Origin of the sequence: Trichococcus palustris (assembly GCF_900114465.1) — a bacterium.
GTDB lineage: Bacteria > Bacillota > Bacilli > Lactobacillales > Aerococcaceae > Trichococcus > Trichococcus palustris.
Window position 1 is genome coordinate 278319 of the sequence record NZ_FOTD01000001.1, and the last position, 25758, is coordinate 304076.

The window sequence follows — 25758 nt, forward strand, 5'->3', positions numbered from 1 at the left end:
TCCTATTAAAATTCATAACGAGCTATAATAGCATCAATTTATACAAACCAGTCATAGCTTACCGATCTAAACATTAACGTTGTGTATTTCTTTATTAAACTTTACTTGCCACGATAAATGGCACACCTCCTTTAAAATATAAAAAACCCCTCATCCTTACCAATAGTTTTACCTATCGGAAGGACGAGGGATTGAATTTCCTCACGCGTTACCACCTTCATTTATAGAGACATTGCTGCCTCCACCTCATGCAGTATGCTGTTATTAAACACAACCATTACTGCGGCACTATAACGGGTGCACCCGTAGCTGTCTAAGGTTCCTAACGAACGTTCAACAACCCCACTCAAAGGCCATCTTCCACTCTTCTTTCACTTCCCCTTCTCAGCTTACCGGGGCTCTCTGATGCGTTTCAGAAAAATGTACTTTCCTTATCGATGTGTTTCAATTTATTAAAACTTGATAAGGAGAGTCTATCATGCTTGACCGCATTTGAATAACATCCGTTTCCGAACAAGTATGATAGGTTCTGTCGAACATATAGTGATGGACATCCTTTTTGGTTTGCGCTGAATAATGAACATAGATTTTCCCTTTCTCTCAGTTTTCTTATGGCGAAATGCATTTTATTATTCCCTTATTGAGGTTTATCCTTTAATATAGAGATTCAGGGAACTGGTGTTCTTCACCATCCCGCAAAGAAAGGAAATGTTTATGACAGGAAAAACACACGTAGCAGTGGGTGTTGCAACCACTCTGCTCATCACAAAACCCTCCACGCTGAAGGAACTATTATTATGCTTAGGTGTTTCCGTTATCGGTTCTGTTATCTGCGATATCGATGTAACTACTTCGGAATCCCATCAAACACTCAATAAAATACTCGGTATTATCCTAGTGGTAGCCGTTTTATTAGCTTTTGCAGAATATCAATGGTCTGTCGGCATTCTCTCGGCCATGTTGAATAACAGCACCTACTTCAGACTATTTTTGGGAGCCGTTATTTTCCTTGGGATTTGTATATTCGGGAAAGAACAACCGCATCGCTCTTTTCTCCATTCCCTATTGGGAGTTGCGCTGCTGAGCATGGCCGTTTATATTCTCTCTCCGACGTTGGTTTTGTATTTTGCCGTCGCAATGGCTTCTCATATCATGATTGATACGTTGAATCAAAAGAAAGTGAAGCTCTTTTATCCGTTGCCAGGAGGCATCCGTTTCGGTCTATGCAGCGCAGATGGCATCGTCAATTCCGTACTGTTCAAAGTCGGAAGCCTGGCGGTTTTCGTTGAAATTATCCTTTCCCTCAGCAGGATGAGCATGACCCTTTTTTCCTAGAGAAAAGGAAGACAACGATGCAGGGATAATGCAGAAAAATTTAATAAACGAACAGAGGGGAAAATCCAGTCTTATTGGATTTTCCCCTCTGTTTTTTTCTGTTCCCATGAAGCAAGCTTGGGTATTATAGATAGTATAGGTTATCGGATGGATAGTCTGGGTCAGTCGTGATATCGAGCCCCAATTTGCGGAGCGTCTGTTCATCATCCTTGTTCAACATGACCGTTGAGTGAGCCTGAACGCCCTTCAATTCCGAAAGCTTAGCATAAGCAAGTTGAGCCGTTGGATTGGTAACGGCGCTGATTGCAAGAGCAATCAATATTTCATTTGCGTTCAAAGCCGTAATTTTACTGTGAAGATCTTTGGCCTTAAGCATCTGGATCGTTTCCAAAATCATAGGAGACAATAGATGGATTTCATCCGAAATATTGGCAAGCGTCTTGATGGCGTTCAAGATGGCAGCGGAGCATGAGTCCATTATCGGGGTCGTTCTCCCGGTAATGATTGTGCCGTTCTGTAATTCAAAAGCGATGACAGCGGGCATATCGTTGTTTTCAGAATGCTTTCTGATGCGCTCTGCATATTTGCGGGCAGGCCTAACAGGAACGCGATCCTCTTTCATCAAATCAAGTTCTTCCATGATCATCTTCATGCGATTAAGGATTTCTTCATCGATGATTCCTTTTTTGAAGTCGCATTCCGTCGCAAAGCATCTGCGGATGATTTCTTGCTTGGATGCTTCTCTTACAGCTTCGTCATCTATGATGCCGAAGCCGACACGGTTAACGCCCATGTCCGTCGGCGATTGGTAGACTGACTCCTTTCCGGTAATCCTTTCGATGATGCGCTTGATGACTGGGAATGTTTCGATGTCACGGTTGTAGTTGACAGCCACTAGGTTGTATTTTTCGAAATGGAAGTTATCCATCATGTTTACGTCCTTCAAATCGACGGTTGCCGCTTCATAGGCGATATTCAGCGGGTGCTTCAACGGAACATTCCAGACCGGGAATGTTTCGAATTTTGAATAGCCGGCCACTCTGCCATGGCGATGTTCATGATACAACTGGTTTAAGCAGGTTGCCAATTTCCCGCTGCCCGGGCCCGGCGCCGTCACAACGACGATTGGTTTTGTGGTCGGGATATAGGCATTAATGCCGAAGCCTTCCTCGCTTACGATTGCTTTTACATCGGATGGATAGCCTTCGATTGCGGTATGCGTATAGACCTTGATATCTCTTCTTTCCAGTTTATTGATGAAGAGTTTTGTGGACGGTTGGCCTTGATAACGTGTGATGACAACGCTGTTGACCGCCAGTCCGTATCCTCTCAATTCATCGATCGATCTTAGGACATCCATATCATAGGTGATTCCATAATCCCCGCGGATCTTGTTGCGCTCGATATCCCCAGCGTAGACACAAATGATGATTTCGGCTTGATCCTTTAGTTTTTGCAAAAGTTTGATTTTTGCATCTTCGTCAAATCCCGGCAATACTCTTTTGGCATGTTTATCGCCAATCAGTTTCCCGCCAAATTCAAGATACAATTTGTCGTAATCATTTACCCTCTCAAGGATATATTTTGACTGTTCTTCAATATACTTCTGCGGATCAAATCCTATTTTTCCCATGCGTTCACTTACCTCCGGTTTTATTGTTTCCGTATTTTCTTCCTCGCATGCATTTCTGGAAAGGGCAGATAGAAAGGCAGAGATAAGCTTTCTACCTCAACTTCTTCCCTATTCCAGAGCAAGCAATCTGTTTTTTCATCCTTATCTATTATAGACGAATATGGCCTATTGGCAATGCCATTTTTTTGCAAGCGGTTTAAGCCGTTACAAATATCAGAGGGAATACGAGCGTCTTGGGGTAGCACATCCTTCCTGGCAACAAAAAAAGCCATTCAGGGATGGCTTTTTTGTTATCATTCCGTTTGCTTTTATTTTCCTTATGCCCGTTGATTAGCGCTATCTTTCGTATAGAGCATCATCAACTTATTATTCAACAGGTGATCGGTGTTGAAACGGCCTCTCAGGGTAGTCGTTATGGTTTTCGTGCCCGGTTTTTGGATGCCACGGGTGGTCATGCAGCCGTGTTCGCCTTGGATTAGGACGGCTACATCCTCCGATTCGGTTATCTTTTGCAGTATTTCCGCTATATCACTGCCGATCCTTTCCTGCAGTTGCAGCCTGCGTCCTACCATATCCGCTATCCTGGCTATTTTACTTAAGCCGATGACTTTTTGTTTGGGAACATACGCCACCGCTACCTTCATGTTGTACATCAAGGCCAAATGATGTTCGCAATGGCTGAATATCTCGATATCCTTCATGAAAACAAGATCATTGCCGTTATTATTTAGAGCTAAATCGTCCTCAAAAGTGGTATTGAGCATTTCAGAAATTTCGTCATTTGTGTAGCACATCCCCATGTAGACCTCTTCATACATTTTGGCTACACGTTTCGGCGTATCCTTGAGGCCCTCTCTTTCGGGATCGTCACCCAGGGCAATCAAAATTCCCCTTATGTGCTCTTCAATTGCTTGTACATCAATCGCCATCTGCTACACTCCTCTCTCGTTCGGATCCCAGATAATCTTGTGAAGCTGCACCTGCATATTAACCCCATTCATATTGTTGTCCTTCATAAAATCCACGATGCTTTCCAGCTGGATATCCCCAAACACGGGGCTGATGAAGATGTTGGTCTTTTCAGTCAGTTTGTACTTGTTGATCAATTCCTTGGCTTTCTCCAAATCCTCCAAGCTGCCCGATACAAATTTGACGGTGTCATTGTTCGTCAGATGATCGAAATTGTCCAAAGCCATCATCCTCTCCATACCGCTGGAAGGAAGCTTGTAATCCATGGTGAAGCTAGGGGGATTTTCCAAATCCGAAAATTTACTCAATAATACGCTGCCATTCGTTTCGATTTCGACATAGAGCTCCGGATCCTTTGACAGCAACGCCAAAAGTGTTCCGATGTCTTTCTGCAAGAGCGGCTCTCCCCCGGTCAAGGTTACGTTGGTGACCTTCGTGTCCTTGATGTATCCATAAATTTCCTCGGCTGACATCGGAACAAAAGCGACTTTTCTGTCATTCGCCCAGGCTGTGTCGCAATAACCGCAGTTCAGATTGCACCCTGCGAACCGGATGAATGTTGCCAATTGCCCGCACCTGCTGCCTTCGCCATTGATGCTGACGAACTTTTCGACTACTTGTAAGACCATTTTATTTAACCCCGCTTTCTTCGTAGGTTGCGCTGTTTGTCGGCGTTTCATAAATAATCGCCCTCTTAACGTCATAACCCAAGCCCGCCATCGTTCGATAGAAATGGGCAGCGAAATTTTCGGCTGTCGGTCGGGTCGGGAACTCTATGACGGAAAATCCGTCTTCCTTGATGCATTGCAATGTTTTTTCCCTCATGGTTCCTTGCTCGATGATCAACGAATGGTCAAAATAATCCACGGCAGCCTTGAGATCCTTTTTCAAATCGCCGAAATCCACTACCATTCCGCCTAATTGGCCGGAAGCAACGAGTTCTTCTGACTGCACCTCGATTTCAACCCGCCATCTGTGACCGTGGATGTTCCCGCATTTGCCGTCATAATCAGCAAGAAAATGGGCACTGTCAAAACTATGTTCTGTCTTTAAAATATACATATTTCTCCTCCTAAGGTTGTCCTGCAGCAGTTAATGCCTACTTGCATTCGCTGATGCCGTTGTGCCTATCCGTCATTCCCAGAACTGACCTTGTCTTTAATGGCTTTGAAATATATACATAGCATTTTTATATTTTTTTGCACAAAAAAAGGGCATAGAATGCCCATCAACAAAATGACCACTGCTTTTAGCGGTCAGGTCCTAGTTTTGATTATAGACAGGATGGTTACGAACTGTCTTTATTCTGTTTTCGCTACTTATACAGACTACTACAGGGAAAATGGATAGTCAAGTTGTCCTGGAATAAAAAACGGTATGAAATAAGTTCCCGCTCCCGATTATTTAAAGCTTGTGTTCTCATTCATTCCGTTCCTCATTTCAGCACTTTTCCGTCAGCCGCGGCACTACTTCATACTTTTTAATATCGAACTGTCTGTCACCCACCGATCGGGCAGGCATGATTTCCATGAGCGAATTGGTGACGAATACCTCGTCCGCATCCAAAAGCCCCTCAAGGTTGTACGCGCCCGTTCGGATAGGGATGTCAAGAGCAGCGCAAAGGCTGATTGTGCGTTCCCTTGCGGTTCCAGGCAGGATGCCGCAACCGATGGAAGGCGTGTAGACGATGCCCGCCCTCGCCCAGAAGACATTGGATACGCAGCCTTCAGCAACCTTTCCGTCCGTATTCAGAAAGACTGCTTCGTCGAAGCCGAGACGGAGCGCCCTTTCCTTTTCCATGATGTTTTCGGCATAGTTCATGCTCTTGATGCCGACAAGCTTTGAATGCTCGTTTCTTCTGGATTCCGCCAGGCATAGCTTGAGTCCCGTTTCATACTCCTTTTTGTAGACCTTCGTGCCCGTCAAAAAGATGACGTCCGTTCTGTCCTGATTGCCGCGGCTGGCCACGATTTTCACAAATCCGTCCGCAACAACATTCAGCCTCAGCAATTTCCCGATGATAGCTTCACATTCCTCGATGCTGTACGGCAGCTTCAGGCTCAGCACCGAACAGGCATGCACCATGCGCTTGTGGTGTTGGCCCAAATATAACACTTGCTGGTTGCGCACCCTGATCGTTTCAAAAGCCCCAAATCCATACATGAAGCCATTGCTGAACGGGGTGATACGCGTTTCGCTTTCTTCGATGTAGGCATCGTTCATAAATATTTTCATTTTCCATCTCCTACCGGCAGTTCGGCATGCAATGCCTCCATCAGCGCCTTCGCCTTCACGATCGTTTCCTGATATTCCGATTCCGGATCCGAGTCCCAGACGATTCCGCCGCCAACCTGAAAATAGGCGTCGTCATCCTTCTGCAGGATTGTCCGGATCACGATGTTCAGATCGGCATCTCCATTGAAGCCGATATAGCCGATGGAGCCGGTGTAGGCGTTCCGCTGCGTCGGCTCGATTTCATCGATTACCTCCATGGCCCTGATTTTGGGAGCGCCGGTGATGGAGCCGCCCGGGAACGCCAACTTGATGCAATCCACGGCGTGAACCCCTTCCTCCAACTCCCCTTCTACTGTGGAAACCAGTTGGAAGACCGTGCTGTAGGGTTCGATATGGAAGAGCTCCGTCACTTGAACGCTCCCGGTTTTGCATACCCTGCCCAAATCATTCCGCATAAGATCCACAATCATGAGCAGTTCCGATCGGTCCTTTTCGCTTTCAAAAAGCTGCTGGCTGTTTGCGCGATCCTCCTGCTCCGTGGCCCCTCTTGGCAAGGTTCCTTTGATTGGCCGCGTCTGCACCTTGCCTTGCCTGATCTGCAGAAACCGCTCCGGCGAGCTGCTCAAAAGATGGCCGCTGCCGAAATCGAGATAGGCTGCAAAAGGTGCTGGATTGATGGTCCTTAGCTTGTTGTACAGCGCATAAGGGGATTCGTTTGTCTTACACTGGAATCGCTGCGTCATGTTCGCCTGGTAAATATCGCCGGACCGAATGTAGTCTTTGATGGTATCGATGGCTCTCAAATATTGTTCCTTCGGCATGTTGCCAGTTAACTGCTTTCTCGGCCGTGCTTCCACCGCCGGGAAACCCACAGAGGTCATGACGTCGCCCGCGCCAGTCAGGATTTCCCGTTCCACCTTCGCTACCCATTCTGCCGGATCACCAAATAATCCCGGGGATGCAACATAGACCTTATCCAACAGGTGATCCACCGCAATGACACCGTCGTAGATGCCGAAGAAGCAGTCAGGAATCTGAACGTCAGCGACTGCCGTTCTCGGCAACCGTTCCACATGGTGGCACAGGTCATAGCCGAGGTAGCCTACAGCGCCACCGATGAACGGTAGTTCCACCTCATAATCCAAGTGATAATCCGCAAGCAACGCTTTCAACTTGTCAAATGGATTTCCCCCAACTTCGACCGTCAATTTCGTTTCCGGATCAAAACCGATGAAGGAGTAACGTCCCAGCTTTTCGGGATCCATACCGCTGTCGAGGAAAAAACAGTGTTCCCTATCCTTGAACAGCGAAAATAATTCCGCGCTGGATAAGGTCGTATCGATTTCCTTTACCACAACATCAGTTGCTGTTTTTCCCATAACGAATTGCCCCTTCCTCATGATACTGTTGTACTCTTCCATAAAAATTGCGGAGCATATCCAATCCGTGCTCCGTCAGAATGGCCTCAGGATGGAACTGTACCGCCTCGATCAGCTCATCGCGGTGCAACAGCCCCATTATTTCGCCTTCCGTGGTCCAAGCCGTTATCTCAAGAGCTTCTGGAACGCTTTCTCTCTCGACCACCAGTGAATGGTATCGCGTGACAGGCAATGGATTTCGCAGCCCCTCAAAGACACCCTTGTTGATATGAGTGATTGAATGGACCTTTCCATGGACCGGCTGGATTGCCCTTACGATTTGCGCACCAAACACGCTTGCTATCGTCTGATGACCCAGACAGATGCCCAGAATCGGAATCCTACCCCTAAATTTCTTGACGACAGCCAGGCTGATGCCGGCTTCTTCTGGGGTGCAAGGCCCCGGTGAAATCAAGATCATCATCGGCTTCAGTTCCTCTATTTCATTCATTGTTATGCTGTCATTTCTCTTCACCACAACCGCATCGTCCAGCTGTTTCAAGTATTGGACCAGATTGTACGTGAAGGAATCGTAGTTATCTATTACAAGTATCATAGTTACCTCATTGATTGCGAAATTTTTCCTGCGTATTGCTTTGTCTATTCTATCAGATTAACGGCACGAGGAGAAATGTTGGCTTTAAAAAATCACAAAAAAAAATATAGATAGGCGCTTACTGGCATAACCAGCAAGCGCCTATCTAAATCATCATTCATTTTTATCTTCAATCCGACAGAAGACTCCCGCCTCAAGGAATGATGCGGGCATAGCCCAATGAGTAGGCGGGAGATGAATGTCGGTAGGCGTCAGCCTATTTGTTTGTCTAAAAATCTTTGCCCTTCCTACAACTTCACACTCGATAACGAACGCACGTTCGTGTATGATGTATGATATAAGGAGGTAAGCGCCATGATCATCCACAAAGCGCACAAGTTTCGACTCTATCCCTCGGAGGAGCAACGGATTTTGATTGGGAAGACCATTGGCTGCTCCTGTTTCGTGTTCAATCACTTTCTGTCCGAATCGAAAAACTATCAGAAGCAACGCGTCAAAGTCGCCGGAATCCATGAACAAATCAGCAATGCCAGAACCGATTACCTGCAGAAAATATCGACCGAAATCGTCAAAAACCACGACATCATCGGCATCGAGGATCTGCAGGTTTCCAACCTGGTCAAGAACCACAAGCTAGCAAAAGCCATCAGCGACTCCAGTTGGTCCAAATTCCGGGCCATGCTGGAATATAAAGCGTGCTGGTACGGCAAGCAGATTATTGCGGCGGCCCGAAACTTTCCGTCCAACCAACTGTGTTCCGGCTGCGGATACCAAAGCAAAGACGTGAATGGGATTGCCCGGAATGCCACACCCACAATGACCGGGATCTGAACGCAAGCATCAATATCAAGAGTGAAGCCTTAAGGCTTCTAACCGCAGGAATCTGCGGGGATAGCCTACTCAATTAACTGAGGGATACTTCGGTGTTCGTAGGAATCCTCCACCTCTAAGCGAATGCGTAGGTGGGGGTAGTTCAAACTTTTAGCTTGTTACTTTCTCTTTAGGGTATTATACAAGCGTTTTGTAGGGTTCCCCAGAAATGTCCGAGACAACTTGAGCTACAATGTCGCCAAATTTAATGTGCTCTTTGGGAGCTTCCTTGTTGTAGATGATGTAATCGGAATCTTTGGCCAATTTCCCAGTCAAGGCTTCTTCCTTGAAGTAGTAAGGGGTGTTGGGGATCGTGGCCAACAGTTTGTTCATAAACGGAACCAGGTTAGCGACAGTCAAAGGTACATTGTATTGGAACATGAACCAATCATTCAAAACAAAAAACTCATCATTTTCCATCCTATTTGATAATTCTGTTTCCAACAAGCTAGCTAATTTATCCATGATCATTCTCCATCCTATAATCTGGTAGCAGTAAACTTCAAAATTGTTCAATTGTCTTGTGGATTTCCTTGAAAATAGTCCTAGATATTTTTCGATTTCTGCTCATCGCTAACAGCCTGCGCTGTTTGAATTGGCTCCTTTCCATCAAGTTGGCAGGATTTATCGCTATCCCCAAAATGGCATTCAGTCGGAAATTTAGTGTTGGTACTTCCCACGTCTTTCCTAACCCTATCCTATATCTATTTTACACTATTTCCTATAAATATCATCACTTAAGAATCCTGATTGTGTGAGCGATGGCTTCATCCTCAAGGATTCTGCTGTTACCGAGGTTGTTTGTTCAAGCGTGCTTATGGTTGCGAAAACCTTTGAGCAGCGGCTGCCTCAAAGAAATACATGGCAGAAACAAAAAAAATTAGGGCAGGACCTAAATCAATGTGCGATTTCGTCCTGTCCTATTTTTTTCCATCCATATGTGTTGAAATTATTTACCGGTTCCTTTTTTTATTTCCCTATGCCAAAGATAAAAAAGCGAACCAGTGTATAGGTATTGCATAACAAATTGAAGTATCTCCGGTTTCGAATGCCATCCGAATAAGACATACATAGGCAGGCCTATTAGCCCTTCTTTATGGTAAAAAATGGTTTCGGATAGATCATAAGCCTTTATAAACAGCGGGCTATCATTGGCTAATAGGTTTATTGAGCCCAGCGCAGACAACCCCTCATGGATTCCATAACCGAGCAAAAAGCCAGCTTGCAGAATCAGATACGCCAAGGTGATGTTGAACAGAATCCTTAAATTAACTTTCACCAGCGAGTGATTGATAAGGATCGTCAACAAAAACGCTGCCGCGATACCCGCAAACAGGGCTGCGATGGCGTACTGTCCGGCAAAAGTAAAGAGCGCAACCTCTACCCCCTCACGCGCCACCATTATGAAGGCAACACTGGCAATACCAAAGGCAGACAGATTTTGGCTGACACTGCTTTCCACTGTCGAGACCATGTTTCTGCCGTGCTGAATCATCCAGTAAATGAACGTAGTCACCAATCCCAACGCGACGAAACTTGAGCCACTCTCCCATAATTTTGACACTTGTTCCATTCTGTCGATCGTTTTGGATAGAATGTAAAGAATGCCCCCAATACCAAGAGAAGCAACAATGCCACTGATCGTCCCGAAGTAAACATTTTTCCGCAAATATTCATTTTTGCTTTTCCTTAAGTATTGAAGAATGATGCTAACGATGAGGAATCCTTCGAGGCCTTCCCTGAAGCCCATGACAAACGCGGGCAAAAATGTATCCATAATGATCCTCCTTTGAATGTATCTATGCCTATTTCTTTTTATTCCATAATTGCAATGAGAAAGATTCTCATTTACATTATTATGACTTTACCTGTCCACATTGTCAATGAAAATATTCGGGTGTATATTTAATAAAATATCGGAATATTTTTAGGGAAGTCAATTTTTTCCGTGGAGTCTGACTCTCCAATAAATCAACATATAGCAATCATTATACTCAAGCATACTGCATCGGTATTCCCATTATTTTTTTCAAAAATTCAGGCCAACAAAAAAATCCTTAACAACACGTCAGTATTGCCAAGGAAAGGATACAAATATATTTTCTTCATTATTTGTGGGACTGCCAGTAATCGTTTCGGTCGTTTCCTGATTTTTGAAAGTTAGCCTCACTATATTAGCGGTTGTCCTATCATTCATTTTGATACAAGAATCAATAACACCGTTGGCTAATATCCATCCAGCATCGAGATGGCACCATACCTAAATCTTAAACTGAGTGAGCTGCCTGCCGTGTTTAGCCATAAAACCCGCATTCCCGCTAAGATTATAACGTGGAGCCTTAAAAGTTTAATAAATTAACGTTTGCAGAGTATACCGCCCGCTCTTGACAACCAATGCATTGGTTGTCAAGAGCCGTCAATGGCGTTTGTTTCATCAAGCGTTGAGAAGCAGGACAGGACCCTTTATTTTACATCACTTCGTTATTCGGGGCAGTTTTTAAAGGATTTTTAGCACTACTTTTTGTATCTTCTAACATCAATAATAAACTCAGTATCCATTTCATTATACGTATGTATACCTAAATATTTTTTTTCTGGTGTGGTATCGAATACTATTTTTTCGTTGTAGTCTTCTTTAGTCAACGTTTGTATCTCCATATAATTGATTGCATCGCCATATACTTTAGAACAATCCTGTGCAGGGCGAATTAATTTTCCTTCTTTAATAATAATGTTCCCTGCCATCCTTGCATATCTCGTATCCATTACTATGGGGTTAAGTGGATGTTCCGCCCATTTTCCATTAATGGGATCATCTGAATAATATAAATATAATTGTTCATCATATCCCCAGCCATTTCTTTCAATGCTTGTAAACATCCACCAAATATTATCATGAAATAATAATGTAGTATCGCAAGCTTTAACATTACTCAAAATGGTTTTGGTATTCTCCCATTTCATAGGGAAATCAATGCACTTATATAAATCAACAGTATTTGCCTGACTAGTTTCTGGTATCATATATATTTCATTGGCGTATCTAAAAATAAACGGGTAGGAAAGATGATACGGCCTCTCCAAAGCAGTTCCGATTCTTATATATTCACCATCATGATTTTTCTTTAGAACAGCTATGACTCCTTTACTATTGCTAAAATGAAATTCTTCAACAAAAAGATATGTTTGGTCTCCATGTTGAAAAAGGAATGGATCCGCAAAAAAAACGCTAGAATCTTGGTAAATGTACTGTAACCCAGCCTCATTTACCGGGAATGATTTTCCTTTTTTGCCCAAAAGCAAAAACCATTCAGTCTCTGCCATATTCTTTTTATTTAAGGTTTTTAGTATTGCATTGATAAATATTTTGCAGTAAAGTTTATTCGTTTTATGCAAACAAGTCGGATAGATTTCATTTTTTGTATAATTATCTAAACCAGATATCATAACCCTTTTTAATGCTTGTATTGTAAGCTCAATTAATTTCTCTGCGATGATATTCTTTGTTATTATAAAAGATCTAGCATTTTTCACCCTGGCATCTACAATCAACATATTCCCGCTTTCGAAGCGGCTCATAACTTTAACAGAAATGGACGATTCATTAGCGACAGACCTTAAACCAAAATAAATATCACTAATATTGCAATCATCAATATAATATTCCCATAATCCAAAATTTGAATTATCATCTCTTATTATTTGCATTTTTTCTAAGGACAAAAATAAATCCGCTGTATTTTCTGATTTGTTATCTCCATCAAATAAGGGGACTCTCCCTAAATTTAATTTATTCTTCTTAAGGAAATTTATTCTTTTTCCTTTTTTTACACTATTCTCAAACAAAAAATTATCCAAGTTATAGAAAAAATTTTTATCAATATGGTGCGTCTTTGATTTCGGAATAGTTCTTACTTCAATAATTCTCCCTATGTTCTCATCAATAATTCTATTCACCAGTAATTGAAACCACACTGGAACCATATAGTCAGAAGGTATGATTAATCCAATTTTTAACATTTCTATTTCCTCACTAAAAATTTTTTTATTTCCTCGATAAAAGATATTGTATGTTCTTTCAAAAATAAGTAATTTAGTAATAATGCAAATATACTCGTTATCATTATAGTTATACTTCTGCAAACTATACATTCAAAATAATTGGAACAAACTATTATTGCAGTGTTTTCAAGGAATGTAAATACTGCAATAATAAATACATTAATAATTTTTCACATAAAGGCTTAGAGAAGCTTGTATGATATCTTTGTCTGCAATTCCAATAAGTCTATACAGCCTGGATCCCCCGCCTACATAGTTATATGTTGGCGGGGATCCAGGCTGCCTGTCAAACTCGTCTATGTACGGAATCGTAATAAATGTAAAGCTTATTTCGTGTTAGTTTCTACTAACGTGTCTTTAAGCGAAGAGGAAGTCCTTCAATTGTGCGGGAAACGATAGCCTATTGAAGGCTTTTTTAAAGTGTGCAAAAGAATCTTCCGTTAGCCAGTTTCCTGTCGTGGGGGCTATCCTGTGATGCTGTATGTGCCCATTTGGGCATTATTTTAACACAATATGTGATTTTAGCAATGGAAAATCGCCTAAAAAGGAATATTTGATGACTAAAAGTCACTTTAACGTATTTTTTAATTCCTTTTTGGGGAATTGCTTAATTTTTGCCCCCAAAAAAAGCAATAGCAGTTTAAATTACCCTTCTTTGTACTTATGAAGCTTGCTACTACAATGATTTTCGCCGTTTATGCAACTGCGAAGTTTTAGTTATATGGTATAGCTCATTTAGAAAAACGTTTTTTTCAATCTTCATTGTCTCAATGTCATTTTTGTTATGGAGAGTTGCGTGTCTAATAATTTGCTGATTTTTTGATTTTATCTTTTTCTGTCTTAGTCAAATAGATAACGATGCTTAGAATGAATAGCAGAAAGAGGGCGCTCGTTCCTACCGTACCAAGGCCAAGCCCACCATCAGCATGGGGCTGTGACAGGAAGTCCCCTAAAGATGCGCCGAAGGGACGGGTCAAGATATAGCCGATCCAGAAAGCTAGCACCGCATTTAGCTTATAGCGGTAATATGCCAAGAAATCTATCAAGATAAGTGCTGCGAACATAAGCGCAGCTTTCCAGTAGCCGATGGCAAGTCCCTCTGATATCAGATCCCCTGCCGCAGTCCCTAATGCAAAGGTGAATAAAATGGCACACCAGTAGAAAATTTCGCGTTTGACCGTATGGATGGAATGGATGGACAATGTCTTTTCACTCCTGTACCAAACTACAAAGGTCGTAATAAGTGCTATGCTAAAAACAATTGTTGTCGTCACCAAGGAAACGCCTAAATTATCGGTGAGATTATCCGTGATCAAGGTCCCCACAATGCTGATCAGCACTACTGTAAGCCAGTAGATTTTAGGAACGTATTTTTTCGCCTTGAACTGATAGAACAGCGTGATTATCAAGAATATGCTCATGATAATGGTAGTGATTGTCAAGCCTAGGTTAAGGGTTTCGCTCAGGAAATCAGCTGCTGTTTCGCCCACTGTTGTAGCCATGATTTTGATGATCCAAAAGAAAATGGTTACCTCCGGAACCTTATTGAGCATCTTTTCGGCAAGTGAAGAACCCGCTGATGCATCTTCAAAAACTAGTTGGTTATCCATATTGTTTTTTTGATTCATTTTTGCGCACACCTCTCTTATTTGTACTTGTTATTAACCTTGCTTGCCAACCTGCATTCCCGGAAAAGTTGTAACTAGGTCGGGTAAACCCTTGATATCACTGTGTTTTCGCCTAGTTATGTGTAAAATACATAACTAGGCGGATTAAGCCTTGAAATACTATCCAAACGTTAATTTGACGGGTTTTTCACTTGTTCCTAGTTACGTGTTGGTGGGAATCCAGGTTGCCAAGCAGTCTCTTCTTGTTCCTCCACTACTATATCGTCGCATTCTAAACGAAACATGCTGAAATTCTAAACAATCTATAAACACCACAAAAAAAATGCCAAAAAAGAGTCGAGAATTTCTTCTCGGCTCTTTTGAAAAGCCTAATCTTTTTAGGGATTAAAGCGTTCTTATGGACTTGCATAAGGTTACTGTGCGCTTTTCCTCTCGGCAGCCCTGATCCCTGTCATTGCATCAGTATTTTTAACCGATATTTACCTTTTCCGATTTCAAGTGTCTGTATTCTAAAACAATCATCATGATGATTGCTACATCTATGATGATTGTCAGCAACAAAAGCACTGACTGGGTGTTCAGATAGCTGTATGTTTCATAGGCAACAAACAGTCCGAATACAAACATCGCAAGGGGGTAAGACCACATTATTTTTTTCCACAGCAGCCCGATCACCGCCAACTTGATTGCACCATGCAGCAACAGATAAATCGCAACCGCATGTTGTGAACTGATTGAAAGATTTTGAACAATCACAATGAAATAATTCATCACGACATCATTGGGATCTTTTCTCAACTCAGGAAGTGCGATCAGATGGATGAGGCGATTAAGCTGTTCATGGCTTCGCGTAAGCATCAAAAAGCCACCAGTAAATTCCATTAACGCATTGATGGCCTTAATGCCCAAGCCAATATAAAAACCGATGTTGATGACCTTATTTTTATTAAGCGGTTTTTCCATAGCTCTCTCCCTTTCATCCATACCCTGCTACTATAAATTATAGTCCATTATATCCTCTAAGGCTACCGGCGTGGATTTTTTCTATCGTTCCTTACTCCCTTGCTCCAATTACCATTGAGGATTCATGCGTGGTCGGATACCGATTAAAAAAAAGAAAAGGCCATTGACTCCGTTGCCTGCCACTGTCCTTTTCGCTTGCAAATCTATAGAGTCATGTCTACTGCTTCTTTCTTTTCGAGTACCATTTCTTGATTGTAATCTTTCAGTGTTTCGTTGTAAGTTGCTAGGACTTGGTCGGCAAACACCTCGGCTGAAAAGGAAGCCGCTATCCTGCGAGATGATTTTGCCATCATGTTTTTCAAATCTGGATTCTCCATCAATCTGCTGAGGAATTCCGCAAACCCTATCTGGTCCTCATACTGTATCCCGTTCTGATTATCAAAGATGATTCCATCAAGACAAGCATCTTTTTTGCACACTGCAGGCAATCCATTAGCGATGGCTTCGATATAGGTCAAGCCCTGAGTCTCGCTGGTGGATGCACTCACGAAAACATCGGCCAGTTGATAGTATTCGTTTACTTTATCAGGCTCAACCATCCCCGTAAATATGACTTTGTTCGCCAGATTGCATTCTTTTGCAAGGTTTTCAAGTCTTTCCCTATCCGGGCCGTCGCCTACAATCACCATTTTGATTCTTTCCGAGTCCATTTCGGCCACGTTATGAATAAGTTCATCAACATTTTTCTCTTTTGCCAATCTTCCGAGTGAAAGGACCACAAAATCGTTTTCCGTGATGGCCAATCGACTTTTCAACTCATCAATCCGTTTTTTGCCAACTTGTTCCGAATATATTTTCAAATCAATCCCTGTTGGAATCGTATAGATTGGCTTCTGCACATCATAGCTTTCCAGCAAGCTTTTCACTTTTTCACTAGGGGCTATCACTGCGTCTGTTTTGCTTAGGATTTTTTTGGAAAGCCTGCGTACAGTTACTTTTCCGAACGTGCGATTCGGCGAAAAGTAATGCGTATAATCTTCATAGACCGTATGGTAGGTATGAACAATCGGGATATGCAACTGCTTTGCTATCCGCTGCGCAAGTACAAAGGTACTGAATTCGAAATTTGTATGGATGATATCCGGGTGCCAGTCCAGTATTTCTTTCACCTCTGCACCGCCCATCGTCCGCATGAAGCGTGCCTCCGGATAAATCTTGCCGGCACTAACAGAGGGGACATGATAGACGGCATCGTCCGTATATGCCAATGAACTGCGCTGTTTCAATGTCAAAACCCTGACATCATGACCTTTTTGCAATAATTCTTTTTTTAAATTTAAAACAGAGGTAACGACTCCATTTACAGTAGGCGAATACCAATCTGTGGCTATCAGAATTTTCATATTATCTCCTTAACTCTTCCGCATGAGCTGATATACAAACCTATGGGATTTCATTTGGAAATACCGCAGTTTGTTGAATGGTATCATAGGAATCTTTCCTATCCTTGAAAGAAGAACATTCGTTTGTTCCATTTCGAGTGGTCCCTATTCGTTCTTGGCGGTATTCATTCCTGATCACTCATGCATATGAATTTTATTATTTGGAGCTCATTTTGTATCGTGTGGTAATATACTGTACTCCGTAGAAAGCAGCTACTGCAGCAGCTAACCCAAATAATGCCCCGGCTAATACGTCAGATGGGTAATGTACGTATAGGTACATTCTTGAGAATCCTATCAAACTAGCTAAAACGATTGCGGCTACTCCCGATTTCTTGTTGTATAAAAATAAGGAACCCGCGGAAGCAAAGGACGTAAACGTATGCCCGGACGGGAAAGAGTAATCGCTCGGGTTGGGTATTAAGAGTTTGACGCTGGGGTCAACCCAACTAGGCCTAGGTCTTGCCACAATATTCTTCAAAATGACATTACCAAAAATGAAAGAAATAAGCAAGGCCACCAGCATCGTCAGGCCATATATCCGATATTTTGGAATGACCAGCAAAACGATGGACAAGGCAATCCAGACCATCCCCCCGTTCCCTAAAGTTGTGATGAACACCATAATCTGATCAAGCAACGGGGTATGGAGGTTCTGTAGAGTATTTAAAAATGAAAGTTCCATTTTAGAGGCTCCTTTTGCAATGCTGTTTTTTTAGACAAGATTATTTGATCAACGCTTGTAGGACGGTGTTTAGGCCCATACTATAAAGAAAGATGGAAAAAGGCTTTGCAAAGACGATGATTGCTGAAAACTTCTTGGCGGAGATCGTGCTGATGCCTGACAAATAGCAAAGCAGATCGTCCGGTGCCACCGGCAGGAAAATCAAGGTAGCCAGCATTTTATCGAAGCCGTGATCGGAATCCAAATATTTGCTGTAACGGTCATAAAATTTTTCGCCTGTCACCTTTCGAATGAAATCTGGTCCATAAGCGCGGCCAAGCAAAAAAGCGATGATTGAGCCTAAACAAATACCGACATAGTTATAGATAAATCCGTTGATCGGGCCAAACATAGCGACCCCCAGTACACAGCCGAGTGCTCCAGGAATGATTGGGACCACCACTTGGATCACCTGTACCAAGATGAACAGCAAAGGGGCTGCGACAACGCCGTAATTCCCTAACCAAGCTGCCATTTTTGCTGCAGAAGTAAAGATGCCAAGATTCCATCCATAGATGATGAAGCAAATTGACAGTATGCCACCAATGATCGAAATGCTGTTTTTATTTTTGAACAGCCAATCTTGGACTGCTTTATTTTTGGAGCCAACAACCACAGACTCTTTCGGAGTGACCGCCAATTCTTTTGCGTTCATCATACTCATCCTTTCCAGAAAACTTTTTTATTTTTTAAACGGGATATCCAAATGGATTCATTATCTTAGCTTTCAAGTAAATTTTTTCCTTGGTTCTCTATTAATATAGCGTAGCGTTCTAAACAAACCATGCGAAAATTCTAAACAATTCATAAATTCAGCAAACTGACAACCAAAAAAGAGCCGAAAAATTTCATGTGCCATTTCCCGACCCTTTCGATAGCCTGAAACCATACTTTTTACGCATTAAATCGATACCCTGCTCCCCAGATGGTTTCGATATATTTAGGATTGCTGCTGTCCTCTTCGATTTTTTCTCGTATGCGGTTAATATGTACCGTAACGGTCGCACCATCGCCAAGATAATCATACCCCCATATTTTTTCAACGAGATGCTCTTTCGAAAAAACGCGGTTCGGATTGCTCGCTAGAAACGACAGTAACTCGAACTCTTTATTCGCTAATTTCACTTCTTGATTACCCTTATAGACTTTCCAGCTCTTTGTCATGATGCGCAGATTTCCTACACGAATAACGCCTTCTTCATTTTCCGTTCTTTCGTCACGGCCGGCATTTTTTAAACGCTCATACATTTTCAAATGCGATTTCACACGGGCAACCAATTCGGCAGGATCGAACGGTTTTGCGATGTAATCATCGGCCCCCAAACCGAGGCCCCTCACTTTATCGACCGATTCCGTTTTAGCCGTTACCATCAGGATGGGTATATCGACTTGGTCTCTGATTTCACGGCAAATGTCGTAGCCGCTCTTACCCGGCAGCATCAAATCCAAAATAAGCAGGTCATAATCTCCCTTCAGAACCCTTTCAACTGCATGAAACCCGTCCGAAAGGATGTCTACTTCGTAGCCACTGATTTCCAGATAATCCCGTTCTAACATTGCAATTTCTTCTTCATCTTCAACAAGTAATATTTTGGCCAATTCGCTCACCCTTTCCCTTCCCGTTTTACCCTAGGCAGTGTAATAGTAATCCGAAGGCCATCGTGATTTTCGGCCTTCACGCTACCTCCATGTTGCTCGACAATATACTTCACGATATAGAGGCCCAGCCCATTGCCTTCTTTTTTTGTATTTCTGGCTTCATCGACACGATAGAATTGCTCAAACAACTGATTTAGTTTTTCAGCAGGCACACCATCACCATCGTCTTGGATAATGAGCACTTCTTCGTCTGCCTGCGAGGTTAAGCTGAACCTAATCTGTGACCGGTCTTTCCTGCGGTATTTGATGCTGTTTTCGACAATATTGGTAAGGACACGATGCATCTGTTCGGAATCCACTTGGACAAGATGGTTCCTCCCTGAACTTTCCCACTCGATTTCAGCGTGCGTTTCTTCTTTTTCGATATTGAACGCATCCACAAATCCCTTTAAGTATGCAGCCAGATCCGTCTCCACGAAATGGAGCGGCATATTGCCTGTTTCCATTTTCGAGAAAAAAAATAGTTTTTGCAAGAGTATATCCATCTCGCAAGCTTTGCGATAGGCTACTTCTAAATACTTCGCTCTTTTTTCCGGAGTGTTTGCCACTCCGTCCTGTAACCCTTTGATGTAGCCCTTAACAGAAGTCAAGGGGGTCCGTAGATCGTGGGATATTCCCGAAATCATATCTGTCCGGGCTTTTTCATATTTTTTATTTTGCTCAAGCGTAGCTTTTAATTGGACTTGCATACTGTTGAAGGAATCGCAGACATCCTTGAGTTCCTCTTCTTCCACTCCGGTAATTTCTTCATCAAAATTGCCCGTTTGGATTCGTTTTGCGCCATCAGCTAACCTTTGAATCGGTGCCATGATCTGCCTTGTCATCAACTGTGATAAAAACATGCTGAAAAGTATTATGGCAAGGATGGCTGCCACGACGATCGCAATTGCAGAGGCGCCTATCGTGACCAAGGACCCAAAATTCAAATTCCCTAGGATCCCCATTTCCGTTGATCCGGTGGCAATAAAGACTATCTTTTGGCCATTTTGCTCAATCGTCCGAATCACGATGGTAGCTCCGATTCGCTGAATGAACGTATCCCGTTCTTTATTCTTTAACTTGTCTATATTGACGTACTTGTTCAAATATCTGATTTCATCTTTTTCAAGATTGGAAAAAACAATGTTATCCTGATTCAATGCCATCACATGGTAGCCGTCCTTTTTGGCGCGCTGCTCCAAATCATTTTGTGCCTGCACATCCGTCAAAAGCATTTTCACATCCACAGCATCCAAAGTCGCTTCCACGCTCGTAACCAAATTTTCGACGGATGCAATCTTGGTGTCACTTGGTATGATAACATTCTGTACAAGCTCCAAAAAGCCCCATGCAAAAGTCGCCATCAGCAGAACCGGAAAGGCTACCATCACTAAATTCGAGAGGAACAATTTCTTTCTCATTGTTTTTTTTCTCATGTCATTTCTCCATTCAGGGTGTAAATATTGACGGGCATGGCTTTCTTTGCCTCCCTAAATCCTTACCTTAACAGTATAGCAACTATTTATTAACAATTCATAAACTTACATTAAAAATCGATGGTTTTCATAATAAATTCATGATTTCAGTATATACTATTGTTTCTAGTCCACTTGAGTTGCGAAAGACTAGATTGTTAGATGGGATTCCCTGAACAGATTCCGTCGACGACGATACGACAGAACAACCGATAAAAGGAGAATATATAATAGAAATGAATACAGCAATATTAATGGGGCTATTCATCGGAATAGCTGGCTTTACATTTTTAGGTAAGGGTCTTTTTTTGTATACTCTAGGGATTTATATGGACTTACCGAATGTCATCGTCCACGAATGCGGCCATGCATTAACCGCTCGCTTATGGGGCGGCAACATCAAATCGGTGAAATTTAACATTATCCCCTCAATCGTTATGAGCGAGGGCTTGTTAGGGCAAGCAATCATTGGGAACCGGCATAAGTTGGGCTCCATTTTCAGTACATTGGGAGGCTACGTATCCCAATCGTTGTTCTTTTTGTTGATTACCTGCTTGGTTTTGAATGGCCAAACCCTTTTGATCATCCCACTTTTCTTGGCTATTTATCTGATGACGAATCTGTTGGCCGCAGACAAGAGCTTCTGGCAAAACCTGATCATTTTTGCGGTCATCGCTTCGGGCATTTATCTATACCAGAACAACCTGGATATTTTGTTGACCATTTACCATTCCTTTGACACCATCACGGCTGTTTTCATCATTTGGTATATGGCCGGGTTGGCACATCAAATCTTTATCGTTCTGAGATTGAAGACGAACACACATTGGGACGGTTCTTCTTTAGCGAAAGATACCTATATTCCCACGGTCATTTGGAAGATCCTATTTTTAGCTGTGATGGTGGGAGCCTATTTCTCATATTACTGGATTTCAAATATTGCCCTCCTTTGAGGAGACTTGGCATAAGCAAAAAAAGGCGACACCCTTGTTTTTACGGGGCTGACGCCTTTTTTTACGTATCACTGCTCAGGTGTCCCTTTGCTCTCATTCCGTAAATATCCTTCGATTCTGGCAATGTCCAACTGATCCTTCTCGCGTCCAAGCTGTTTTTTCATCTGGATGACGGATTCCAAGCTGGCAACCGATACACCGTCTATCGATGTGATGGCGCCGCGATGCCAATCTTCAAAAATCTCGATGTCCTCGCTGTAGACCACCTTGCGCGCAAAATCGCCTTGCTTGACGGGATAGCCTTGATCCAGCAAAGATTGGAAAGCTTCCTTGCTGCAGCTCATGTCGATATCCTTTGTTTCTGCTTTGACGCCTTGCATCACCAAAGCAGTGCCTGTGATGACACAGTAGTCTTGCGGCCGGAAAGATAATGCTAACACACTTTTAATAATCTCTTCTTTATGAAACATTGTTTAAATCTCCTATACATTTTATTGCTGTGGCTCTCTGCTCAATCTTTCGCCACGCGTTCCCTAAGTCACTGCTAATTGATCTGCGGCGGACGTTCATGGCTGTTGTCCGGTTCTTTGAAATCAGGATGCTGCCAGTGGTTCAGATACCTCATATCTTCGTCGTCGATCGAAAAATCAAAGATTTGAATGTTTTCCGCCATGCGTTCTTTATGGACCGTTTTGGTCAGAGGCACAATCCCGTTCTGAACATCAAAACGCAGCAAAATTTGCGCAGCGGATTTCCCGTATTTTTGTGCCATTGCCTGTACGCGTTCGTCATGCGCCAACACTTTAAGTGGCGCCAACGGCGAATAGGCTTCGACAACGATGCCATTGTTTCTGCAGAATGCGACGGTATCCTGCTGCAAAACGCCCGGATGGATCAATAATTGATTGACCATCGGCGTTATCAGGCTGTGATCCATCAGATTTTGGAGATGAGGAATCGAAAAATTGCTGACGCCGATTGCCTTCAACAGTCCTTCGTCATATAATTCCTCGAAAGCCCGCCATGTCTCTGCGTTATCTAAATCCCAATCCTCGCCGTGTCCTTCGACGACTGGCCAATGGATCAAATACAAATCCAGATAATCCGTTCCCAATCGCTGCAGCGATGCTTCGACTTCCCGTCTGACGTTATTGTACCCATGGGCCGCATTCCTTAATTTGCTCGTGATGAAAAGTTCCCCGCGTGGAACACCACTCTCACGAATGCCTTGCCCGACCAATTCTTCATTCAGATACGCGCTTGCGCAATCGACATGCCGGAAGCCGATTGCGAGGGCATCTTTTACGCCTTGTACACATTCTTCGGGAACTTTATTGCGCCAGGTACCGTATCCCAGCAACGGCATTTTTACTCCGTTTGATAACGAAACTATCTCCATCTGTACACCCCATCATCTGATTTCACTTATTTTTACAAATAGTATAGCATATACGTACATAGCGAATGTTCAACACTGGATTCCCTTAAAGACCGATATTATTCTAAGCATGATAAAATATAACTGACAATACAAGTATTTTATTTTGGCTGGACACCGCCCAGAAATGAAATCAGAAAAAAGGGCAAGCTATTGCAAGTCTGCCCAACAGGAGTGATAGCGATGATGAACTGCATTACGATACGATTTTATGCGGAATTGAATGACTTCCTCCCTCAAAACCGCAGGCAGCTTGCCTTCAGCCATTTTTTCTATGGCCAGCCTTCCGTAAAGGACCTGATTGAGACGCTGGGGGTCCCTCATACCGAGGTGGATCTGATTCTGATCGACGGGAAATCATCCGATTTTTCCCGTCAGCTGTGCGGCGGTGAACGGGTGGCCGTCTATCCGCATTTTAAAGAGCTGGACGTCTCGGCAGTGAGCCGCATGCAACCGGCTTCGCTGTCCGAATTCCGCTTCACCGTGGATGCTCCTCTCGGCAAGTTGGCTTCGCTCTTACGCATGGTCGGATTTGACGCCCAGTATGATAAGAATGTATCAGACAATCAACTCGCGGAAGAATCTTCCGCTGAGCGAAGGATTCTGCTTACGGTCGACCGGGAATTGCTGAAAAGGAAAAAAGTGGTATACGGCTATTGCATCCGGTCCTGGGACCCGACCCAACAATTGAATGAAGTGTTGAACCGATTCAACCTTTTCGACCGGCTCCGACCGTTCGAGCGCTGTTTGCGGTGCAATGGGGTTTTGCGTCCCATTCCCAAGGAGCAAGTCTTATCCCGCCTACCAGAGATGGTGCGGGAATCCCTGAATGAATTTTATCAATGCCCAGGGTGCGGACGAATCTACTGGAAGGGGACGCACTATCATCACATGAACGATTTTATTCAGCACTTGAAAGCGAAAAATTTGCACAGCTAAGGGTGCAGATTTTTCGCTTTCTTCCCGTCATTTTCAACTTGGAGAGGAATCATTTCACACTTCAATGTAACCCATCATCTGATCGATGAGTCCCTTAGCCTGTTTGTACCGCGCGTAATAGCCGAATTCATCTATTTCTGCGGTTCCTTTTGCATCCAGCAATACCATTTTCCCGAGGTTTCCGCTCTTCTCTATTTCCTCCAGCATCATTTCGTGAATAGTCCGCAATAAGACATCCTCACTGTATTCCATGTTGCGGTATCCGTCATCGACGTATTTCTTTGTCGGCGGAACCAACAAAATCAAGTCCCATTGTTGGCGCGAAATGAAAGCGTCGGCCGCCTGCTCGACCACTCGGTATTCCGTCTCTGTGATAGCGTAAGCATCGTCCGTAACACCCAGGCGCGCATAAACCTTCGTCACCATCACATCCGTGTCCAAAATCGCCAAGCCTTGGTTGGCACGGCTGGCTATCGTATCGCGGTTCAACTGGAACTGGCCCGTAACCAAGCGTTGGTAGTCCATGCCATCCAGTTCGAAATCATTCACGTTCGACTCTTCCTGGTATTTCCGCGAAAATTCAAAACTATAGGGGCACGAGTACACTTTAGCCAAATCCTCAACCAACCTCGTCTTTCCTCCGCTCGGCGCACCCAGCACCAAGACCTTTTTGCTGAAGGCTCTGCGAAAAGGTAGTGCGATGGCATTCCAATATTTCAGCGGATTTTCGCGAATTCCCGCTCCGGAAACCTGATACACCGATTCGTTCACCAAAACGACTTCATTTTCCGTCAGCTTGTCTACCTCTTCGGCATATGTTCTTTCACCGACATACCAAATTTTTTTAGCTGCGGAATCGTAGAGGGACGCTTGGATTTTTCCTTCCACTATTTCTAACCAAAGTCGCCACGTTTCAGATTGTTTTGGCATGTCAGTCTCATCCGCCATCACGACATAGATCTGATTGTCATTCGCAAACAATTCGCGCATGTAACGGAAACGCCGATAGACATCCAGCCCAAACTGTTCCCCAAAATCCCCTTGGTAGCCGCTCACAATAACGACACAGCCATCATTTTCCTTTTTTGCCCTCATGATTACTTCTAATTGTCCAACATGGCACGGCACAAAAGTACCGAAAACAATCCCGATACGGGTCCCTTTCAACTTGTCCTTATATAGATTGCCCACTAAAATACCCCCTTTTTTCCCGACCAGCCTTATCTGCCTATCCTAATCCTAACGAGCTCTCTTACACCAGGGAATTTCAGTATAGAGTGGTAGCTGCAGCCGTTCCGCACTAGCGTACTTTCTCAATAAGAGCTTGGTTAACAATCCTTTTCTTTATTGTAATACATCAGGACATCTTTGAGAAAAAATAAGGTGGGCCAGAAATCAGTTCCCCTGATTTCCGGCCCACCTCTATCCATGCGATTGTAATTTATACCTTTTTCCCCCGGTTGATTCCCGGCAAAAATGA

At 43.3% G+C, this 25758-nt stretch carries 25 protein-coding genes, 1 pseudogene and 1 other annotated feature; of the genes and pseudogenes, 5 read left to right on the forward strand and 21 right to left on the reverse strand.

Going from position 1 to position 25758, the window contains the following annotated elements; genetic code table 11:
• Positions 1–176: 176 nt before the first annotated feature.
• Positions 177–447, reverse strand: a binding site (T-box leader).
• Positions 448–714: 267 nt separating this feature from the next.
• Positions 715–1335 (forward strand): metal-dependent hydrolase, encoded by a 621-nt coding sequence (locus BM101_RS01140; RefSeq protein ID WP_177194312.1) that lies wholly within the window; start codon positions 715–717, stop codon positions 1333–1335.
• A gap of 124 nt (positions 1336–1459) precedes the next feature.
• Here the strand turns inward: BM101_RS01140 and BM101_RS01145 are convergent, their stop codons facing one another.
• From BM101_RS01145 to BM101_RS01180, 8 genes are all read right to left on the reverse strand, one after another.
• Entirely contained in the window at positions 1460–2968 is a 1509-nt protein-coding gene (locus BM101_RS01145; RefSeq protein ID WP_087031593.1) for a DUF1846 domain-containing protein, read from the reverse strand.
• Positions 2969–2988: 20 nt separating this feature from the next.
• Entirely contained in the window at positions 2989–3240 is a 252-nt protein-coding gene (locus BM101_RS01150; RefSeq protein ID WP_087031596.1) for a hypothetical protein, read from the reverse strand.
• Between the two features lie 45 nt (positions 3241–3285).
• On the reverse strand, positions 3286–3897 hold the full coding sequence (gene folE / locus BM101_RS01155; protein ID WP_087031599.1) for a GTP cyclohydrolase I FolE: 612 nt from the start codon (positions 3895–3897) through the stop codon (positions 3286–3288).
• A gap of 3 nt (positions 3898–3900) precedes the next feature.
• Positions 3901–4566 carry a putative 7-carboxy-7-deazaguanine synthase QueE gene (gene queE, locus BM101_RS01160; RefSeq protein ID WP_087031602.1) on the reverse strand — a complete coding sequence of 222 codons (666 nt, stop codon included), beginning with the start codon at positions 4564–4566 and terminating at the stop codon, positions 3901–3903.
• Position 4567: 1 nt separating this feature from the next.
• Positions 4568–4999: a 6-carboxytetrahydropterin synthase QueD gene (gene queD, locus BM101_RS01165; protein WP_087031605.1), complete on the reverse strand. Its 432-nt coding sequence runs from the start codon at positions 4997–4999 to the stop codon at positions 4568–4570.
• Between the two features lie 378 nt (positions 5000–5377).
• A complete protein-coding gene (locus tag BM101_RS01170) occupies positions 5378–6172 on the reverse strand; it encodes an aminotransferase class IV (protein ID WP_087031608.1) in 795 nt (264 codons plus the stop codon).
• Positions 6169–7551 carry an aminodeoxychorismate synthase component I gene (pabB, locus tag BM101_RS01175; protein ID WP_087031611.1) on the reverse strand — a complete coding sequence of 461 codons (1383 nt, stop codon included), beginning with the start codon at positions 7549–7551 and terminating at the stop codon, positions 6169–6171. Before pabB ends, BM101_RS01170 begins: the two co-directional genes overlap by 4 nt.
• The gene (locus tag BM101_RS01180; protein ID WP_087031614.1) at positions 7532–8146 is read right to left on the reverse strand and encodes an anthranilate synthase component II; all 615 of its coding nucleotides are present in this window, start codon (positions 8144–8146) and stop codon (positions 7532–7534) included. The genes pabB and BM101_RS01180 overlap by 20 nt, the downstream gene beginning before the upstream one ends.
• Positions 8147–8500: 354 nt before the next feature.
• Here BM101_RS01180 and BM101_RS14205 point away from each other — a divergent pair.
• Positions 8501–8866, forward strand: a pseudogene (locus BM101_RS14205) (RNA-guided endonuclease TnpB family protein); the annotation flags it as partial.
• Positions 8842–9054 (forward strand): zinc ribbon domain-containing protein, encoded by a 213-nt coding sequence (locus tag BM101_RS14600; RefSeq protein WP_425445259.1) that lies wholly within the window; start codon positions 8842–8844, stop codon positions 9052–9054. The pseudogene BM101_RS14205 and the gene BM101_RS14600, both read left to right, overlap by 25 nt.
• 100 nt (positions 9055–9154) lie before the next feature.
• Here BM101_RS14600 and BM101_RS01190 read toward each other — a convergent pair whose 3' ends face one another.
• The 10 genes from BM101_RS01190 to BM101_RS01235 all read right to left on the reverse strand — a co-directional run bounded on the left by BM101_RS01190 (position 9155) and on the right by BM101_RS01235 (position 20909).
• Positions 9155–9481, reverse strand: coding sequence for a hypothetical protein (locus tag BM101_RS01190; protein WP_143084398.1), 327 nt, complete (start codon positions 9479–9481; stop codon positions 9155–9157).
• 484 nt (positions 9482–9965) lie between these two features.
• Positions 9966–10793: an FTR1 family iron permease gene (locus BM101_RS01195; RefSeq protein WP_087031619.1), complete on the reverse strand. Its 828-nt coding sequence runs from the start codon at positions 10791–10793 to the stop codon at positions 9966–9968.
• A gap of 737 nt (positions 10794–11530) precedes the next feature.
• Entirely contained in the window at positions 11531–13036 is a 1506-nt protein-coding gene (locus BM101_RS01200; protein ID WP_143084399.1) for a glucosamine inositolphosphorylceramide transferase family protein, read from the reverse strand.
• 842 nt (positions 13037–13878) lie between these two features.
• Positions 13879–14706, reverse strand: coding sequence for a COG4705 family protein (locus BM101_RS01205; protein ID WP_087031625.1), 828 nt, complete (start codon positions 14704–14706; stop codon positions 13879–13881).
• Between the two features lie 468 nt (positions 14707–15174).
• Positions 15175–15669, reverse strand: coding sequence for a DUF2127 domain-containing protein (locus BM101_RS01210; RefSeq protein ID WP_177194313.1), 495 nt, complete (start codon positions 15667–15669; stop codon positions 15175–15177).
• A 203-nt stretch (positions 15670–15872) separates the two neighbouring features.
• Positions 15873–17072, reverse strand: coding sequence for a glycosyltransferase family 4 protein (locus BM101_RS01215; RefSeq protein ID WP_087031631.1), 1200 nt, complete (start codon positions 17070–17072; stop codon positions 15873–15875).
• A 196-nt stretch (positions 17073–17268) separates the two neighbouring features.
• Positions 17269–17796: a phosphatase PAP2 family protein gene (locus BM101_RS01220; RefSeq protein ID WP_087031633.1), complete on the reverse strand. Its 528-nt coding sequence runs from the start codon at positions 17794–17796 to the stop codon at positions 17269–17271.
• Positions 17797–17836: 40 nt separating this feature from the next.
• The gene (locus BM101_RS01225; protein ID WP_087031635.1) at positions 17837–18490 is read right to left on the reverse strand and encodes a TVP38/TMEM64 family protein; all 654 of its coding nucleotides are present in this window, start codon (positions 18488–18490) and stop codon (positions 17837–17839) included.
• Between the two features lie 239 nt (positions 18491–18729).
• Positions 18730–19434: a response regulator transcription factor gene (locus tag BM101_RS01230; protein ID WP_087032106.1), complete on the reverse strand. Its 705-nt coding sequence runs from the start codon at positions 19432–19434 to the stop codon at positions 18730–18732.
• Positions 19435–19439: 5 nt separating this feature from the next.
• Positions 19440–20909, reverse strand: a complete 1470-nt coding sequence (locus tag BM101_RS01235; protein WP_087031638.1) for a HAMP domain-containing sensor histidine kinase — start codon at positions 20907–20909, stop codon at positions 19440–19442.
• A 275-nt stretch (positions 20910–21184) separates the two neighbouring features.
• On the opposite strand from BM101_RS01235, the gene BM101_RS01240 reads away from it, so the two are divergent.
• Positions 21185–21901 (forward strand): M50 family metallopeptidase, encoded by a 717-nt coding sequence (locus BM101_RS01240; RefSeq protein ID WP_087031641.1) that lies wholly within the window; start codon positions 21185–21187, stop codon positions 21899–21901.
• A gap of 68 nt (positions 21902–21969) precedes the next feature.
• Here BM101_RS01240 and BM101_RS01245 read toward each other — a convergent pair whose 3' ends face one another.
• Together BM101_RS01245 and BM101_RS01250 are read right to left on the reverse strand one after the other, a co-directional pair.
• On the reverse strand, positions 21970–22371 hold the full coding sequence (locus BM101_RS01245) for a hypothetical protein (protein ID WP_087031644.1): 402 nt from the start codon (positions 22369–22371) through the stop codon (positions 21970–21972).
• Positions 22372–22445: 74 nt separating this feature from the next.
• On the reverse strand, positions 22446–23300 hold the full coding sequence (locus BM101_RS01250) for an aldo/keto reductase (RefSeq protein ID WP_087031647.1): 855 nt from the start codon (positions 23298–23300) through the stop codon (positions 22446–22448).
• Positions 23301–23522: 222 nt separating this feature from the next.
• On the opposite strand from BM101_RS01250, the gene BM101_RS01255 reads away from it, so the two are divergent.
• Positions 23523–24278 carry a Mut7-C RNAse domain-containing protein gene (locus tag BM101_RS01255; protein WP_218149852.1) on the forward strand — a complete coding sequence of 252 codons (756 nt, stop codon included), beginning with the start codon at positions 23523–23525 and terminating at the stop codon, positions 24276–24278.
• A gap of 54 nt (positions 24279–24332) precedes the next feature.
• On the opposite strand, the gene BM101_RS01260 is transcribed toward BM101_RS01255, so the two are convergent.
• Positions 24333–25469, reverse strand: coding sequence for an AAA family ATPase (locus BM101_RS01260; protein ID WP_087031650.1), 1137 nt, complete (start codon positions 25467–25469; stop codon positions 24333–24335).
• Positions 25470–25758: the final 289 nt, after the last annotated feature.